At 59.8% G+C, this 17337-nt stretch carries 15 protein-coding genes; 8 read left to right on the top strand and 7 right to left on the bottom strand.

Features of this window, described 5'->3' with window-relative positions:
* The first annotated feature begins 27 nt into the window (after positions 1–27).
* The 3 genes from ACYZT6_RS23700 to ACYZT6_RS23690 are packed head-to-tail and all read left to right on the top strand — an operon-like array spanning position 28 to position 2944.
* Positions 28–912 (top strand): DUF6625 family protein, encoded by an 885-nt coding sequence (locus tag ACYZT6_RS23700; protein ID WP_462028854.1) that lies wholly within the window; start codon positions 28–30, stop codon positions 910–912.
* Positions 909–2063 carry a glycosyltransferase family 4 protein gene (locus ACYZT6_RS23695; protein WP_462028853.1) on the top strand — a complete coding sequence of 385 codons (1155 nt, stop codon included), beginning with the start codon at positions 909–911 and terminating at the stop codon, positions 2061–2063. The genes ACYZT6_RS23700 and ACYZT6_RS23695 overlap by 4 nt, the downstream gene beginning before the upstream one ends.
* Entirely contained in the window at positions 2060–2944 is an 885-nt protein-coding gene (locus ACYZT6_RS23690) for a glycosyltransferase (RefSeq protein ID WP_462028852.1), read from the top strand. The genes ACYZT6_RS23695 and ACYZT6_RS23690 overlap by 4 nt, the downstream gene beginning before the upstream one ends.
* A gap of 168 nt (positions 2945–3112) precedes the next feature.
* On the opposite strand, the gene ACYZT6_RS23685 is transcribed toward ACYZT6_RS23690, so the two are convergent.
* A complete protein-coding gene (locus ACYZT6_RS23685) occupies positions 3113–4330 on the bottom strand; it encodes an acyltransferase family protein (protein WP_462028851.1) in 1218 nt (405 codons plus the stop codon).
* Positions 4330–6015 carry an O-antigen ligase family protein gene (locus ACYZT6_RS23680; RefSeq protein WP_462028850.1) on the bottom strand — a complete coding sequence of 562 codons (1686 nt, stop codon included), beginning with the start codon at positions 6013–6015 and terminating at the stop codon, positions 4330–4332. The genes ACYZT6_RS23685 and ACYZT6_RS23680 overlap by 1 nt, the downstream gene beginning before the upstream one ends.
* Positions 6016–6066: 51 nt before the next feature.
* Between ACYZT6_RS23680 and ACYZT6_RS23675 the strand changes: the two genes are divergently transcribed.
* The 3 genes from ACYZT6_RS23675 to hldE all read left to right on the top strand — a co-directional run bounded on the left by ACYZT6_RS23675 (position 6067) and on the right by hldE (position 9746).
* Positions 6067–6315, top strand: coding sequence for a hypothetical protein (locus ACYZT6_RS23675; protein ID WP_462028849.1), 249 nt, complete (start codon positions 6067–6069; stop codon positions 6313–6315).
* 33 nt (positions 6316–6348) lie between these two features.
* On the top strand, positions 6349–8151 hold the full coding sequence (gene msbA / locus ACYZT6_RS23670; RefSeq protein ID WP_462028848.1) for a lipid A export permease/ATP-binding protein MsbA: 1803 nt from the start codon (positions 6349–6351) through the stop codon (positions 8149–8151).
* A 173-nt stretch (positions 8152–8324) separates the two neighbouring features.
* Positions 8325–9746: a bifunctional D-glycero-beta-D-manno-heptose-7-phosphate kinase/D-glycero-beta-D-manno-heptose 1-phosphate adenylyltransferase HldE gene (gene hldE, locus ACYZT6_RS23665; protein ID WP_010464267.1), complete on the top strand. Its 1422-nt coding sequence runs from the start codon at positions 8325–8327 to the stop codon at positions 9744–9746.
* A 126-nt stretch (positions 9747–9872) separates the two neighbouring features.
* On the opposite strand, the gene ACYZT6_RS23660 is transcribed toward hldE, so the two are convergent.
* The 4 genes from ACYZT6_RS23660 to ACYZT6_RS23645 all read right to left on the bottom strand — a co-directional run bounded on the left by ACYZT6_RS23660 (position 9873) and on the right by ACYZT6_RS23645 (position 13369).
* Complete coding sequence (locus ACYZT6_RS23660) at positions 9873–10838, bottom strand: metal ABC transporter ATPase (protein ID WP_462028847.1); 966 nt, start codon at positions 10836–10838, stop codon at positions 9873–9875.
* Positions 10839–10870: 32 nt separating this feature from the next.
* Positions 10871–11683 carry an aldo/keto reductase gene (locus ACYZT6_RS23655; protein ID WP_462028846.1) on the bottom strand — a complete coding sequence of 271 codons (813 nt, stop codon included), beginning with the start codon at positions 11681–11683 and terminating at the stop codon, positions 10871–10873.
* Entirely contained in the window at positions 11680–12855 is a 1176-nt protein-coding gene (locus ACYZT6_RS23650; protein WP_462028845.1) for an NAD(P)/FAD-dependent oxidoreductase, read from the bottom strand. The genes ACYZT6_RS23655 and ACYZT6_RS23650 overlap by 4 nt, the downstream gene beginning before the upstream one ends.
* 181 nt (positions 12856–13036) lie before the next feature.
* On the bottom strand, positions 13037–13369 hold the full coding sequence (locus tag ACYZT6_RS23645) for a DMT family transporter (protein ID WP_008027887.1): 333 nt from the start codon (positions 13367–13369) through the stop codon (positions 13037–13039).
* A 105-nt stretch (positions 13370–13474) separates the two neighbouring features.
* On the opposite strand from ACYZT6_RS23645, the gene ACYZT6_RS23640 reads away from it, so the two are divergent.
* Entirely contained in the window at positions 13475–14389 is a 915-nt protein-coding gene (locus tag ACYZT6_RS23640) for a LysR family transcriptional regulator (protein WP_462028844.1), read from the top strand.
* Positions 14382–15659, top strand: a complete 1278-nt coding sequence (gene waaA, locus ACYZT6_RS23635; protein WP_462028843.1) for a lipid IV(A) 3-deoxy-D-manno-octulosonic acid transferase — start codon at positions 14382–14384, stop codon at positions 15657–15659. Before ACYZT6_RS23640 ends, waaA begins: the two co-directional genes overlap by 8 nt.
* A gap of 118 nt (positions 15660–15777) precedes the next feature.
* Here the strand turns inward: waaA and ACYZT6_RS23630 are convergent, their stop codons facing one another.
* Positions 15778–17217: a TolC family outer membrane protein gene (locus ACYZT6_RS23630; protein WP_462028842.1), complete on the bottom strand. Its 1440-nt coding sequence runs from the start codon at positions 17215–17217 to the stop codon at positions 15778–15780.
* Positions 17218–17337: the final 120 nt, after the last annotated feature.

Below are 17337 nucleotides of genomic sequence, written 5' to 3'. Positions count from 1 at the left end.
GTCCTAAACAACTGCAGTGATTTTTCTGTGATCAACCCACGCCCGCGCATTATTTTTCTGATCCCGTACTTCGGCCAATGGCCGTTCTGGATGCCGTTTTTCCTGGAGAGTTGTCGTCGCAACGCCGATATCGACTGGTTGCTGTTCAGCGACTGCGGCACGCCCGAGAACCTGCCACCCAACGTCACCGTCGAGTGCATGACGTTCAGTCACTACTGCGGGCTGGTGTCTCAGCGGCTGGATATCGACTTTGCACCGGAGGCGGCTTACAAGCTCTGCGACATCAAGCCGGCGCTGGGGCATATTCATGCCGACCGGCTGCAAGGCTATGATTTCTGGGGATTCGGCGATATTGATCTGGTGTATGGTGACCTGCGAAGTTACTTCACTCCTGATCGGCTGGCCGGTTATGACCTGTTCTCGACTCACGAGCGACGGGTAGCAGGGCATCTTTGCCTGATGCGCAACAACGCCCGCAAGCGTGAGTTGTTCATGCAGATGAAGGACTGGCGAACGCGCTTTACCGATCAGGCGCATCACGCTCTGGACGAGGGCGCATTCAGTCGGATCTTCCTCTGGCGCAAGAATTTCCCCGAGCCTTTGTTCACCTTGGTGGGCAAATTCAATCCGTGGCGTCGTCGCAGTGAATTCACCGAGGCGTTCAGCACCCCGGGTGGCTGCATCAAGTGGCACGACGGCACGGATGATTTTCCGCATCACTGGTATTGGCGCAATGGCTGTTTGAGTAATGATCGCGATGGCGATCGCCGGTTTCCGTATTTCCACTTCGTTTGCTGGAAACGCAACGAGTGGTCACGGTTGCCTCCACCCGATCCAGCCGAGGTCAGGCGTATTGCCGCCGAACCGGACTGGATCATCGATGCGACAGGTTTTCACCGAGGAGAGTTATGAGTCAACGGTCAAAGGTTCTGCAGCTGCAGCCTGACTACAACGTCAAAGCCCATGATTTTGCCGACCTCGCGGAGCAGATCGTCAAGGCGCTGCCGAGTGATCGCTATGAGGTCACGGCGGCATTCCTGCGTGGCAAGCCTGGGCCGGGCGAGGCTGTGAGCCGGGCCGACCGTTCGGTGTATTTCGAGTTTTCCGACAAGTCCCTCAAGGGCATGCGCTTGCGCGCGATGTGGCAGCTGTACAAGTTCTGCCGCGCGGAAAAGTTCGACGTGGTGATTTGTAACCGCTTCAAACCGGTGAACATGATGCTGACGCTCAACCGCTGGTTGAAGGTCCCGCTGTGCATCGGCATTTCCCACGGTTTTGGCGAGTACGACCGGTTTTACCGGCGTCGCCAGACCCAGCGCCTGATCGATCGTCACTGGCGCTTCGTCGGTGTGTCGCCCGCGGTCAAACAGTATTTGCTGAACTGTGACTGCGGTTTTACCGACCAGAATACCTACGCCATTACCAACGCAATCGACATCGAGCAGGCCGAAGGCTTGCAGCACAGCCGCGAGCGTGCCCGCGAATTGTTGGGCATCGATCCTTCGGTGCGCTTGATCGGTGCGCTGGGTCGCCTGGTGCCGGTCAAGGGCCACACCTATCTGTTGCAGGCGTTTGCCGCCCTCAAGGATAAATACCCGAACACCCAATTGGCGATCATCGGTGCCGGCCGCGAAGAGTCGCGCCTGAAAGCCGAAATCGAAAGCCTGGGCCTGACCGGTCGTGCGCACCTGCTGGGTTTCAAGGAAATCGCCTTGCAGTACATTCGCGCGTTCGACGTCTGGACCATGCCGTCCCTGGCTGAGGGCCTGGGTCTGGCGCTGCTCGAAGGCATGAGCGGGCATCTGCCGGTGATCGCCTCCAACGTGCCGGCCATGCTGCCGCTGATTGAAGGCGCGGGTGGGCTGGCCATTACGCCAAAAGACGTGCCGAGCCTGGTCGCGGCGCTGGATAACTACCTCGGTTTGTCGGATGACGAGCTCAAGGCCAAGGGCGAGCAGTCCTACCGTTATCTGCAGAAAGAACATGACATCGAGGTGTTCCGTCAGGAATACCTGAACCTGATCGAATCCGGCCTGGATCAGGCCCGCAAGGAACAACCATGAGCGACGCGCAACCTCTCGTAACCGTCATCATCGCGTCGTACAACCACGCACCCTACATTGAGGAAAGCATTCTCAGCGTCCTCAACCAGACCTACAAGAACATCGAGCTGTTGGTGATCGACGACGGCTCCAAGGATGACAGCGTCGAGCGCATCAAGGTCTTGCAGGCGCAGCACGGTTTCGATTTTCGGGTCCAGCAGAATCAGGGGCTGACCAACACGCTCAATGGCGCTATCGCGCGCTCCAGCGGTAGCCTGATCGTGCCGTTCGGTTCCGACGACATCATGTTGCCGGAGCGTATCGCGACTCAGGTGGCCTACATGGACGGCAAGCCCGAGGTCGGTATCTGCGCCGGCAACATCGAGCTGATCGACGCAGACGGTAATCTGTATCCCGAAAAGCGTCAGCGCCGTGATGTGCCGTTCCGTCGTCTTGATTTCGATGACATGTTTCTGGAACGCAAACCTTATCCTCCCGCGCCGACCCTGATGATTCGCCGGGAAGCGCTGGACAAGGTGGGCGGGTTCGATCCGAACATTCGACTGGAAGACTTGCTGATCGAGCTGAAGGTGACCCGTGCCGGTTACTTTATCGATGGCTTGAATGTGTTGATGGCGCGCTATCGTAAGCACGCTACCAACTCCTACAAGAACCACCGCTTCATGGTCGACAACATCCTGCGCTCGTACGCGTTGTTCAGCGATCATCCGCTGTACGACGAGGTGCGTTACAAGTTCCTCAGTTCGATGTTTCTCAAGACCGCCAACCGAGATCGCAAGCTCGCCCGCGAGCTGCTGGCGCAGATCCCGTTCAAGGCCTGGAACAAGAAGACCTGGCGTGGTCTGGGGCGACTGTACTTCTCGCCGCTGGAAAAAGACTAAAGCCGTAACGCGACCTTTGTAGCAGCTGGCGCAGCCTGCGTCCGGCTGCGAAGCAGTCGTAAACCCTGCGTGCACGGCGTACCTGAAAAACCGCATGCTCTGGTTTTACGACTGCTACGCAGCCGGACGCAGGCTTCGCCAGCTGCTACATAGGGCGCGTTATCCGCTTCAGCGAGCGATCTTCTCCGCCAGGCTCTTGTCGGTCTTTTTACCCTGGCGCAGCCACTGCAAGACCTTCTTGCCGGCCGTCATGCCCGGCTTCTCTACGTACAGGAACGTCAAGCTGCTGATGACGATCAGCAGGCAGCTGCACACGGCCAGCAGCGACAGAAAGGTCCAGGTGTCACGAGCGTCCAGGTGCAGCACCAGCGGCAGGCGTTGCACCATCACCCAAAGCACGAAGCCGTGCAGCAAATAAGTGCTGTAGCTGATTTCCCCGAGCCAGCGGATGCTGCGCGGTTTGAGCGTGCCGAACAGGGTGTTTCCAGATGCCACGATCACGAAAAACAAGGAAAGCAGCAGCAGCGGCAGCAGGTTGAACGCGCGGTTAAAAGCCGTAAAGGCAATCGCAAGCGCCAGCAACGCGGTAATTCCCGCCAGTCGTGTCCGGCCCCAGGCCACCAGATGCGGCTTGCGCACCCAGTACGCGGCACCAATACCGCCGAGGAAGCTCGCCAGGTAGTGTTTTTTCAGCGAATGCTCCCAGCCGACCAGTTGGTAGAGGGTGTAAATGCCGATCAGGCACAGCACCACTTGCACCCAGCTGCCACGGTAGATGAACACCATGGCGGCGAGGGGAAGCGCCATATAGAAAAACACCTCGTAGCCCAGGGTCCAGGTGACGTTGGAGATCAGCATGCCGGTTTGGTGGTACTGGTTGACGTCCGGTCGGTCGAAGGTCAGCCAGGCCAGGATCTGGCCGAGAAGGCGATTGCCTGGCTCCTTGAGTTCCCAGTTCTGCAGATAGAACACCGTGACAAACACAATCAGCATCAACGGCAGGTACAACGGGTAGAGGCGAAATACCCGAGAGACTGCGAAGGCCAGCCAGTCGTGTTGACGTCCCTGAGTGAGCAATCGGTTCCAGAACAGAAAACCGGTGATCATGAAGAACAGCGCGACGCTGCCTTGGCCAAGCTGCGAGTAGAAGTTGCTCGGCGGAAATTCGATAACGCCCGTACGCAGGAAGATCCAGGTAATGATCGAATGGTGCACGAACACACCAAACGCCAGATAGCCGCGAAGCCCATCAATGCTGGCATAGCGGCTTTCGCCGGAGTGCTCCAGGTGGCGGGTGATTTTCGGAACGGCGCGCAACAACAGGGCGGCGGTCACGATGGCCAGCAGATAGGCTGCCAGCGCAATGAGTGGGTTGGTTTCAGTCATCAATGAACTCGGGCCGGGGAACTCCCGGCCAGCACTTGCCTGTGCAAATTATCGACAGCAGCTTTCGACGCCGTGGTGGCGTATCCCTGGAGCAGTGCCTCGAAGTGATCTTCGAACAACCAGCGCCGATCTACCGTGTAGCGCTGCATGTGGCGAAGATTACGCTGACGTAGCGAAAGGCTCAACGAAGAGGGGTAGATGCGCATGTCAGCGACATCGATCAAGCCGAACTCGCCGTCCGCCAGCACCAGCACATTGCCCAGGTGCAGAGAGCGGAAATACACGCCTTTCTCATGCAGCTGCGCCATGAACTTGCCGAAACGCTCTATCAGCGCCTGACGCACTGCCGGAGCGGTAATGCCTTGCAAGACCTGGCGCAGGGTGTTGCCCGGCAGTGGTGAATAGTGCACAGCGCTGCTGCCGTCATCGAGCCGATACAAATGAAGGGTCTGTGGAGTTGGAATCCCAATGTTGCGCAATTGCTCGCTGTTGACGACAAAACGCTCGGAATAGGGGCTGAAACTGCCCGAGGTGTACCAGCGGCGGCGACGGAACAGCTTGAGGAAGCTGCCATCGACCAGGCGCAGGACTTTGGGGCCCAAACCATCCTCTTCGATCACCTGCGCGTTGGCGGTCAACGGGTGCAGGGCGGTCGATGTCAGTGACTTGACCGGCATCGCCAGTAGACGTTTTGCGCGCTGATTGATGCTCAGCGCGGCGATCAGCGCCAGCGGAATCCACAGCAGGAACCAGTGTTCCTTCGGTCGGGAAATGATCCCGCCACCTTCAGTCAAACCTGCACCGATGCCGAATATCAGCCAGGTGGAAGCGATGATGAACAGCGGCTGCACGCGATTGCGCCAGCTGCTCAATAACCCCCACGCCTGGAAAAACAACCACGGCAACAAACCGAAAATACCGACGTAATAAAGCACACCCAAGGCAAAACTGTGAGGCTCCTGCAAGGTGTAGCCAATGCCAGGGTCGAGTGTCAGGTCGGCGTTGTAGCCATGACCGATCCATGGGTGATCGGCAATTTTTTGCAAGGCCAACTGCCAGATTTCGATGCGATAGGAATCGCCTCGTTCGATGATCATTTGTGAAAACATTACCGCCACGGTCGCACTGCTGACGATCAGGGCGACCAGTAATACAGCGGAGCGGCGGTTCCAACAGATATAGCCCAGCCATAGCGCGGCCAGTGTCAGGGCAACCAGGGGGGTTCTGGAACCGGTGGCGATCACGGCAGCGAACATGATGGCCATTGCAGGGATGCTCAGCCAGAGCATCTGCTGGCGCTTGCAGATCATGCTCATACTCAGCCAGTAAGCACAGAAAAAGCCGTACATGTGTGAGGCAAGCAGCGGGTTATCGAACGCACCGCCACCGATAAGGCGCATGCCTGGCTCGTATAAGCGGGCGTACATGAACAGGTTGTAGAGCGTTCCGATCAATCCGACCATCGCGGCGGTGAACAACAAAGGCTGGACGATTTCGCTGCGATAACGCACCAGTAAGTAGCAGCCGGCGAACAGCAAAAGGGTATGTAGCGGTGGTTTGAACTGGGCGGCGATACGTTCGCTGCCGGGTCCCCAGCACAAACTTATCAGCGCCCAGGCCGCGAACAGCAGCGCTGCGATGAAAATCGGTTCGCGCAGCAACTCCTTGAAATCACGAGGCCGCAAACAAAGGGCAATCAGTGCTGGAATGCTGAACAGTCCATAAAAAAGCTTGTGGTGCAAACTTCGGCCCGGCAGGAAAAACAGCGCGCAAAGGAGCAGGAAATAGCCGACTGGAAGAATCCAGAGGCAAATGAAATCGAAGACTCGATTGGACACGCTATTGAAACCGCTGAGTTGCATACTGAGAGATTCAATCCTGAAGTTGATCGGCCATTTCGGGGTGATGGCTATTTGGTGCTGAATTTGATGCCTAACAATAACAGCCTTTATGCGATTGCCAGAACCCTGAGGAAGCTGTGCTAAAGTCAGCGTCCTTTTTATCGACATTCGCGTGATATGACCGACTCCAGTCTCTCCGCAAGCCCTTCGAGCTTGAAAATCTACTTCCGCCTGCTCGGCTATGTCCGGCCGTACATCAGTCTGTTTCTGATCAGCATCGTCGGTTTTCTGATTTTCGCTTCGACGCAGCCAATGCTCGGCTACATCCTCAAGTACTTCGTCGACGGCTTGTCTAACCCGGAGGCGGTGCTGTTTCCAACCGTGCCGTACCTGCGCGACCTGCAACTGCTGCAGGCGGTGCCGTTGCTGATCATCCTGATCGCCGCCTGGCAGGGGCTGGGATCTTATCTGGGCAACTACTTCCTGGCCAAGGTTTCCCTCGGGCTGGTCCATGATTTGCGTGTGCAGTTGTTTAACAACCTGCTGGTTTTGCCCAATCGGTATTTCGACAAGCATAACTCGGGTCATCTGATTTCGCGTATCACCTTCAACGTGACGATGGTCACCGGGGCGGCCACGGATGCGATCAAGGTCGTAATCCGTGAAGGCATGACGGTGATCTTCCTGTTCGCCTCGCTGCTGTTCATGAACTGGAAGCTGACCCTGGTGATGGTTGCGATCCTGCCGTTGATCGCCGTGATGGTGCGCACCGCGAGCAAGAAATTCCGCAAGCAGAGCAAGAAGATCCAGGCGGCCATGGGCGACGTGACTCACGTGTCCTCGGAAACCATCCAGGGCTATCGCGTGGTGCGCAGCTTCGGCGGCGAAGTCTTCGAGCAGAAGCGATTCCTCGCGGCCAGCCAGGGCAACACCGACAAGCAACTGCGCATGACCCGTACCGGCGCCATCTATACGCCGTTACTGCAACTGGTGATCTACAGCGCCATGGCGGTGCTGATGTTCCTGGTGCTGTACCTGCGCGGCGATGCGTCGGCCGGTGACATGGTTGCCTACATCACTCTGGCCGGCTTGCTGCCCAAGCCGATCCGCCAATTGTCCGAAGTCAGCTCGACCATCCAGAAAGGCGTGGCCGGTGCCGAGAGCATCTTCGAGCAACTGGATGTCGCGCCTGAAATCGATACCGGCACCGTCGAGCGCGATGCCGTCAGCGGTCGTCTGGACGTGCGCCACCTGAGCTTCACCTACCCCGATACCGATCGCCAGGTCCTCGACGACATCAGTTTCTCGGTCGAACCGGGGCAAATGGTGGCGCTGGTCGGGCGTTCGGGCAGTGGCAAGTCGACGCTGGCCAACCTGATTCCACGCTTCTATCACCACGACAAGGGCGAGATCCTGATCGATGGCGTTGAAGTGGAACAGTACAAACTGCTGAACCTGCGCAAGCACATCGCCCAGGTGACCCAGCACGTGACCCTGTTCAGCGACACCGTGGCCAACAACATTGCTTATGGTGATTTGGCTGGCGCGCCCCGTGAAGACATCGAAAAAGCGGCGAGAGACGCCTATGCGATGGACTTCATCGCGCAGCTGCCCGAAGGCCTGGACACCCAGGTCGGCGAGAACGGCGTGTTGCTGTCCGGCGGTCAGCGCCAGCGCCTGGCGATTGCCCGTGCGCTATTGAAGAACGCTCCGTTGCTGATTCTCGACGAAGCCACTTCGGCCCTCGATACCGAGTCCGAGCGGCATATTCAGGCGGCACTGGACCAGGTCATGAAAGGCCGGACCACCCTGGTGATCGCTCACCGGTTGTCGACCATCGAGAAGGCTGACCTGATTCTGGTCATGGATCAGGGCCGGATCGTCGAGCGCGGCACCCACACCGAACTCCTGGCGCACAACGGTTACTACGCCCGACTGAATGCCATGGGCCTTGACGCACCGGCGGAAGATATCGCCTGACCCTTGTTCACCGGGCGTGCAATGCGCCCGGTGATTTGTATCGCTTATCGGCATTTCTGCTCAAAAAACGACCAGTTTTCATTGCCGAATCATCCCTTTGCAGCCGTCGCGCAAGCCAGCGCCAACCCTGTGGTAATATCGCGCCCCTGTTCATTTTGTATGTGGGTTGCTCCATGAAGTTGTCCATGCCGCGATTCGATCAAGCCCCTGTCTTGGTGGTCGGCGATGTCATGCTCGACCGTTACTGGCATGGTGGTACCTCACGGATTTCCCCTGAGGCGCCGGTACCGGTAGTCAAGGTCGAGCAAATCGAGGACCGCCCGGGCGGTGCCGCCAACGTTGCGTTGAACATTGCCGCCCTCGGCGCCCCGGCTTCGCTGGTCGGCGTGACCGGCGATGACGAAGCGGCCGACAGCCTGGCCAATAGCCTCAAGGGCGCTGGCGTGCGCGCGCTGTTCCAGCGCATTGCGCACCAGCCGACCATCGTCAAGCTGAGGGTCATGAGCCGTCACCAGCAATTGCTGCGTATCGACTTCGAAGAACCTTTCGCCACCGACGCACTGGCGCTTGGCGAGCAAGTCGACGAGCTGCTCGAAGGCATCAAGGTGCTGGTGCTGTCTGACTACGGCAAAGGCGCACTGAAAAACCATCAGGTGCTGATCCAGGCCGCCCGTGCCCGTGGCATTCCGGTGCTGGCCGATCCCAAGGGCAAGGATTTCTCGATCTACCGGGGTGCGAGCCTGATCACGCCGAACCTCAGCGAATTCGAAACCATCGTTGGTGGTTGCGCCGATGAGCACGAGCTGGTGAGCAAGGGAGCGCAGTTGATGCACGACCTGGACCTCGGCGCGCTGCTGGTGACCCGTGGCGAACACGGCATGACCTTGCTGCGCCCGGATCACCCGGCGCTGCACTTGCCTGCCCGTGCCCGTGAAGTGTTCGACGTGACCGGTGCCGGTGACACGGTGATTTCCACGCTGGCGGCCGCGATTGCCGCGGGCGAAGAACTGCCACACGCGGTGGCCCTGGCCAACCTGGCGGCGGGCATCGTGGTTGGCAAACTCGGTACGGCGGCGATCAGCGCGCCGGAACTGCGTCGCGCCATCCAGCGTGAAGAAGGTTCCGAGCGCGGTGTGCTGGGCCTTGAGCAGTTGTTGCTGGCGGTCGACGATGCGCGTGCGCATAAAGAGAAGATCGTTTTCACCAACGGCTGCTTCGACATCCTGCATGCCGGCCACGTGACTTACCTCGAGCAGGCTCGTGCCCAAGGCGATCGTCTGATCGTTGCGGTCAACGACGATGCCTCGGTCAGCCGCCTGAAAGGGCCGGGTCGTCCGATCAACAGCGTCGACCGTCGCATGGCTGTATTGGCCGGTCTGGGTGCAGTGGATTGGGTCATCAGCTTCCCTGAAGGCACCCCGGAAAACCTGCTGCGCGAGGTCAAACCGGATGTGTTGGTCAAGGGCGGGGATTACGGGATCGACCAAGTGGTTGGCGCAGACATCGTGACCGCTTACGGCGGCACCGTGAAAGTGCTGGGGCTGGTGGCAAACAGCTCGACTACCGCAATTGTCGAGAAAATCCGTAATAACTGAGACCGAAACGGTCACTTGTGGCGAGGGAGCTTGCTCCCGCTGGGCTGCGAAGCAGCCCCATTTTTGTGAGCGCTGCGCACTCAAGCGGGAGCAAGCTCCCTCGCCACAAAAGCTCACTGGTCCTTTCTATTGCGCTGCCTTACGCGGCACGATTTTCTTCAGCAATTGCTTCGCCTTCCCACGCAACCGCGCCAAACCTGAGTCCTTCCCCGGCGGGCTCAACCCCTGCTGGCGCACCCAATCCTTCCAGCGAATCCGCTCTTCGCGCACCAGCCAACCTTCCTGCCGGGCAAAACTCTCTGCCAGGTACAAGCCGCGCGTACTCGCCGGGTACAGCTGATCCTTTTTCAAGGTATACAGCTCTGCCATCGGCTGGCCGTCCTGCAGTGGCATCAAATACAAATCGGGGCGCTTGCGATCGAGCCGGGCCACCAGTTGATCACCTTCCAGTCGTTCGTCGACATGAAACAAACTCAGGGATTTGGCTTCCTTGGGCACGTCCAGGCGCAAGTCATAGATCAATTGCAGCGACGCAGTCGGCAAATGCACGTAAGCCCACGGACGTTCGATCAACTGCATTTTGGCGCAACGCACCGGCCGCGCCGAGCCGGACAGCGGTGTCAGGCGAAAGGGCAAAGCCTCGCGATAATGCAGCGCGGAGGAATAGGGCGCCGGCAGCCAGGTGTCATTGAAGCGTCCACCGAGCCAGCCTTCCGGGGTTTCCAGCAGGCACTCTTCGGCAATCTCCTGGATCGCCGTGTGCAGCGGCAGGTTCAGCTCATGGGCCGGCACGTAGCCGGAGATCAACTTGAGCACCACATCGCCACGGTCTTGCCGACGCTGACGCACCAACACCCAGTAATCGCGATTCTGCCAATGCAGGGTCAGGCGCACCGAGACCCCAAGATTGGCCAGTTCCAGAGCGAACCGCTCGGTATCAGGCACCGTCACCGGACGGCGACGTTGCAGGGTCTGGGAGAAGTTGAGCGGCATCCCGACGCTCTGATAGCTCAATCCTTCGGGAGTCGCTTCGACGTATAACGGCAGGGTCTTGAAGTTGCTCGGGTTCTTTCTTATGAGCGTACGCGGCATGTCGGCTCCTGCTTAAGGCCGCGTGGGCGGCATCAGTTTCTACGTAGGACCTGGGCAACGGTCGCGACGTTGTGGGCGAGGTGCAGCGGATTGATGGTCCCGACAATAGCACTGGCAACACCCGGGTGCCCAAACAACAACTCAAAGCTGGCGCGCACCGGGTCGACGCCCGGACTCAGGCACACATGACCGCTGGCGAGGGCTTTTTTGACCAGAATGGCTTTACCGTGAGCAGCAGCATAGTCAATGACTGGCTTCTCGCTCTGTTCGTTCAGATTGTAGGTGACCATGGCGCAATCACCCTGTTCCAGAGCCTTCAAACCACCTTCGACGGTTTTGCCGGAAAAACCGAAGCCGCGAATCTTGCCTTCGGCCTTGAGCGCGGCGAGGGTCGCGTAGACCTCAGTGTCATTGAGGATCGCCAAGTCGTTGCCATCGGAGTGCACCAGCACCAGGTCGATAAAATCCGTTTCCAGGCGTTGCAGGCTGCGTTCCACTGACAGTCGTGTATGAGCGGCGCTGAAATCGTGGCTCGACTGGCCGTCGGCAAACTCTTCGCCGACCTTGCTGACGATCACCCACTCCTGACGCTGACCCCGCAGCAACGGCCCGAGGCGTTCCTCGCTACGGCCATAGGCCGGGGCGGTGTCGATCAGGTTGATGCCCATGTTGCGCGCGAGTTTGAGCAACATGCGCGCTTCGTCATCGCCCGGGATCTGGAAACCGTTGGGGTATTTCACGCCTTGATCGCGGCCAAGCTTGACCGTGCCCAGGCCCAGCGGCGAAACCAGCAGGCCGGTACTGCCCAGTGGGCGATGCAGATCGTGCAGGGTCGGTTGGCTCACGGCAGCAGTTGCTCCCAGGCTGGAATGCAAATCGGTGGTTTTGGCAGATCGGGCAGCGGCGCCGGATGGCTTGGCTGGATGCCGTCGCGCTGCAACGATGTGATGACCCGGTCGGCGAAGTCCGGTGCCAGCGCCAGTTTTGTCGGCCAGCCGACCAGCAGCCGGCCTTCTTCGGCCAGGAATGCATTGTCCGGACGAGTCAGCCCCGATTGCAGCGGTTCGGCGCGGTCCACGCGCAAGGTGGCCCATTGCGCGGTGCTCAGGTCGATCCACGGCAGCAACTGGCCGAGCTCTTTCTGCGCGGTGGCGATTTGTTCGGCAGGTTCGCGGGCAACCCCTTCGGCTTCGGCGATGTCGCCGCCCATGTACCAGACCCATTGGCCATCGGCGGCCGGATGGGTAGTCACGGTGATACGCGGTTTGGTGCCGCCGCCCAGGCAGTGGGCATACAGCGGTTTGAGGCTTGGGCCTTTGGCGATGATCATGTGCAATGGCCGGCGTTGCATGGCCGGCTGGCTCAATCCCAGTGCTTCGAGCAGCGACGCCGTGCCGGCACCGGCGCTGAGCACGATGCGCTGGGCGCGGATCTCGCGCTCGTCGACCTTCAGGCCCACCAGGACGCCACCTTCCAGCAACGGTTCGATCTTCTGGCCGGCCAGCAGGCCGTCACCGGCCAGATCGGCGAGGCGCTGGATCAGGCTAGGCACGTCGATCACCAGTTCCGCCAATCGGTAAACCTTGCCCTTGAAGCGTTTGTCTTGCAGGGCCGGCGGCAGTTGGTCGCCCTTGACCTGATCGACACGGCCGCGCACCGCTTTGCTGGCGAAGAAGCTGGTGAGGTTGCCGGCGAGGGTACCGGGGGACCAAAGGTAATGGGCTTCGGACAGCAGGCGCACGCCGGACAGATCCAGCTCGCCGTCGCCGGCCAACGCTTCACGCCAGCGGCGCGGCATGTCGGCGATGGCTTCCGAGGCACCGGTCAGGGCGCCATGCAGCGCGTATTTGGCGCCGCCGTGGATGATGCCCTGAGACTTCACACTCTGCCCGCCGCCGAGGCTGGCGCTTTCCACCAGCACGGTCGAAAAACCCTGGCGGCGCAGGCGCGCATTCAGCCAGAGGCCGGCGACACCAGCGCCGACAATCAGAACGTCGGTGGAAATAACGGATGGCATGCAGCGACCTCAGTGTTCAAGACGAGGGCGCAGTATACAGACTCGTAGAAGAGGGGATTTGTTGGTGATCAAACTGTGGGAGCGAGCCTGCTCGCGATAGCGGTGGGTCAGGCAACCTTTCAGTCGACTGGTACACCGCCATCGCGAGCAGGCTCGCTCCTACAGGGGATTGGGGTGTCAGTTAGTGACCGGCAGTTTTGGAGAACAGCTGGATGACGACGACGCCCAGCACAATCAAAGCCATCCCCAGCATCGCCGGCACATCCAGTTTCTGCCCGTAGATAAACAGTGCCGCGACGCTGACCATCACGATCCCCATGCCGGCCCACACCGCGTAAGCCACACCCACCGGAACGCTGCGCACCACCAGGGTCAGCATCCAGAAGGCAATGCCGTAGCCGACAATCACCAGAATCAGCGGCAGTGGGGTGCTGAAGCCTTTGACGGCTTTCATCGAAACGGTCGCGATCACTTCGGCGCAGATGGCAATGGCCAGGTAGTAGTAAGCGGTCATAGATGCATCCTCGTGTGAAGTGTTGCTGTCTGAGTTCGGCATTTTAGAGATTCTCCAGATGCGGTAAAGTCATTACCTATCTGTTCTGAAGATGGGTTGGCCAACATGCAATGGAATCTGGAGCAGCTGCGCTCGTTTGTCAGCGTAGCGGAGCAACGTTCGTTTTCCGCCGTAGCGCGGGATCAGCGCAAAGCGCAGTCGGCGGTCAGCAGTTCGATTGCGCTGCTGGAAGAGGACCTTGGCGTCAGCCTGTTCGATCGCAGCAGCGGTCGTCAGCCGAAACTCACCGAGGCCGGCAATGCCTTGCTGGAAGAGGCGCGGGAAGTCTTGCGTCAGTGCGAACGCCTGAACGGTCGGGCACTGGCGATGATGCGTGGCCAGGAGGCGCGTTTGCGCGTGGCTCAGGATGAGGCGATGCCCTATCAACCGATCATTGAAAGCTTTGCAGCCCTGGCCGAAAAATTTCCCAGTGTTGAAGTGCAGTTGACCAGCGCCGCTCAAGGTGATGTGGCGCGCAAACTGGTGGAGCGTCGGGCCGATCTGGGGCTGCTGTTCTATCACGACCAGATTCCCGAAGCGCTGGAGCGTCGGGTGCTTGGGAGCGTAGAAATGGTCACCGTGTGCGGCATCAATCATCCACTGGCAAAACAGAAGCCGGTCGATTGTCAGGAACTGGCGCAGCATCGTCAGTTGCTAATGTCGACGCAGTCCAGCGTCTACCCCGGCAGTGAGCCGGCCAGCCCGCAGGTCTGGCGTGCCGACAGTTTCTACGTAATGGCTGAATGGCTGGTACGCGGCCTCGGCTGGGCCTGGTTGCCGCGACACGTGGTGCAGTACCCGGCGTATCAGGATCTGATGGTCGAACTGGACAGCGAATGGACCCCGCCAGCGCTGGTCGTCGAACTGGTCTGGCGCCGCGATGAGCCCCTTGGTCCGGCGGCTCGCTGGCTGGCAGAACGTTTTGCCGTGCACTTGCAGGCGATCGGTGAAAAAACCGATAAACTCCGCCGCCATGAATAGAACTCTCTACACCGCGCTGTTTTACCTGGGGCTGCCATTGGTAGCGATTCGACTGTGGCTGCGTTCGCGCAAGGCGCCGGCGTATGCCAAGCGCATCGGTGAGCGCTTCTCCGTCGGTCTGCCGGCGATGAAGCCGGGCGGCATTTGGGTACACGCAGTGTCCGTGGGCGAAAGCATTGCCGCAGCGCCGATGATTCGCGCCTTGCTGCAACGTTATCCACAGCTGCCGATCACCGTGACCTGCATGACCCCGACCGGTTCGGAGCGCATCCACGCACTGTTTGCCAACGAGCCGCGCATCCAGCACTGCTACTTGCCTTATGACTTGCCGTGCGCTGCGGCGAGATTCCTTGATCGGGTCCAGCCGAAACTGGCGGTGATCATGGAGACCGAGCTCTGGCCGAACCACATCCATCAATGCGCCAAGCGCGGGATTCCGGTGGCGCTGGCCAATGCGCGATTGTCCGAGCGTTCGGCCAAGGGCTACGGCCGCTTCAGCAAACTCACCGGACCGATGCTCACCGAGATGAGCTTGTTCGCCGTGCAGACCGAAGCCGAGGCGCAGCGCTTCCGTGACTTGGGTGCGCGTGCGGACACCGTCGAAGTCACCGGGTCGATCAAGTTTGATCTGACGATCGACCCTGCATTGCTTCAGCGTGCCAACGAATTGCGTGCGCAATGGCAGGCGCAGGAACGTCCGGTGTGGATCGCCGCGAGTACTCACGAAGGTGAAGACGAAGTGGTGCTGGCGGCCCATCGTCAGTTGCTCGCCAATCATCCCGATGCGTTGCTGATTCTGGTGCCGCGGCATCCGGAGCGTTTCAACTCGGTGTACGAGTTGTGCCAGCAGCAGGGGTTTGCCACGGTGCGTCGTTCCTCCGGCGAGCCAGTCACGGCAAATACCGCGGTGTTGCTGGGCGACACCATGGGTGAGTTGCTGTTTCTCTACGCCCTGGCAGACAGCGCGTTTGTCGGCGGCAGCCTGGTGCCGAACGGCGGGCACAACCTGCTGGAACCGGCGGCGCTGGCCAAGCCGGTGCTGAGCGGGCCGCACCTGTTCAACTTCCTCGAAATCGCCGCGCAATTGCGCAGCGCCGGGGCGTTGCAGGAAGTGGAAGATGCCGAGGGCCTGGCGCTGGCGATACAGCGACTGTTCGAATTGCCGCGCGATGCGCAACGAATGGCGGAAGCGGGATTGAAAGTGATGCGCACCAATCAGGGCGCGTTGCAGCGACTGCTGGATGGGTTGGGGCGGTTGATCGATCGTTAAATCGCGTCGCTTCAAATAAAAAGATCGCAGCCTCGTTTCACTCGACAGCTCCTACAGGATGAATACAAATCCCATGTAGGAGCTGTCGAGTGAAACGAGGCTGCGATCTTTTTTCTATTTACTGCGTAGGTTTAGCCTTCAGTTGTTCCGCCGCGGCCTTGGCCAGGTCTGGTGGCAGGAAGTCCTTGTCCGGGTTGTAGTCGGCCTTGAGATAACGCGCCAGGTCCTGCAAATCCCCCGGGTTCAAGGTGCCGGCGGCCTGCTTCAAGCGCAGGTTGTCGAGGATGTAGTCGTAGCGCGTGTTGTTGTAGTCGCGCACCGAGGTGTACAGCTGACGCTGGGCATCCAGCACATCGACGATGTTTCGCGTGCCGACCTGATAACCGATTTCGGTCGCTTCCACCGCGCTCTGGTTGGAGATGATCGACTGCTTGCGCGCCTGCACCTGCTCAACGTCGGTGTTCACCGCGCGGTGCAGGTTGCGGGTGTTCTCCACCACTTGCCGGCGCAGGGATTCGCGTTGTTGCTCGGACTGATCCAGTTCTGCGTACGACTGGCGCACCTGTGAGTTGATCAGGCCACCGCTGTAGATCGGGATGTTCAGTTGCAGGCCCACACTCGACTGGTCGACGTTGCCCTTGTACGCCGGACCGAAAGCGTTCGGGTTGCTGAACCCCAGCGCATCGTTGTCACCTTTCTCGTACTTCGCCACGGCATCCAGGGTCGGCGCATGGCCGGCCTTGCGCTGCTTGAGGGTTTCTTCGGCGGCACTGACGGCGTAGTTGCTGGCCAGCAAATTCAGGTTCTGTTTGGCGGCGGTGTCGACCCAGGCCTTGGCATCATTCGGTGCTGGCGGCAGGATCGGCAGCGTGTGGACGATGCCCTGGATCGAGTTGTACTGACGGTTGGTCAGGGTGATCAGCGCTTCGAACGCATCATCCACCTGGCGTTGCGCAACAATCCGGTTGGCCCGTGCGGTGTCGTAACTGGCTTGCGATTGCAGCACGTCGGTCTTGTCTGACAGGCCGACATCGAAGCGCTCGTTGGACTGGTCGAGCTGACGCTTGAACGCCGCTTCTTCAGCCTTGGTCGAGGCCAGGGTGTCCTGGGAGCGCAACACGTTGAAATAGCTTTCAGCGGTTTGCAAAATCAGGTTCTGTTCGGTGGCCGAGAGTTGCAGCGCAGCCTGCTCGTTGACGTCTTTGGCGGCCTGGAACTGGAACCAGCGATCGGCGCGGAACAGCGGTTGTGCCAGGGTTGCCTGGTAGGAATGCGCATTGCGGTTAATCGTTGCCGCAGGCTGATCGATCGAGGTGCGCACATTGTTCAGTTCGGCGCCGCCCGACAGGTTCGGCAGCAGCCCGGCGCGGGCCTGAGGCACCACTTCTTTCTGGGCGCCATATTGAGCGCGGGCAGCCGCCAGGTCGGCGTTGTTATCCACCGCTTCCTGATAAACGCTGACCAGATCGGTTTTGGTCGATAAGGGCGCTTCTGCTGCCCATGCCATTCCATTGGACGCACAAGACACGGCAAGGGCCAGTGAGAGTTTGCGCAGCATGTGGCCATCCCTAAAAAATTACGCTGATAATTTGAGCGCCAAGGCTACGGCGCGGCCCACACAGCGTCAAGGCGCGGTACGGCGTAGCGAGTGTAGTTGTGTGCAACGACGGCAACAATC

The sequence above is a fragment of the Pseudomonas sp. RT6P73 genome (assembly GCF_054897715.1).
Note: the sequence above shows the minus strand (reverse complement) of the source record. Positions and strands in the feature narration are given on the sequence as shown.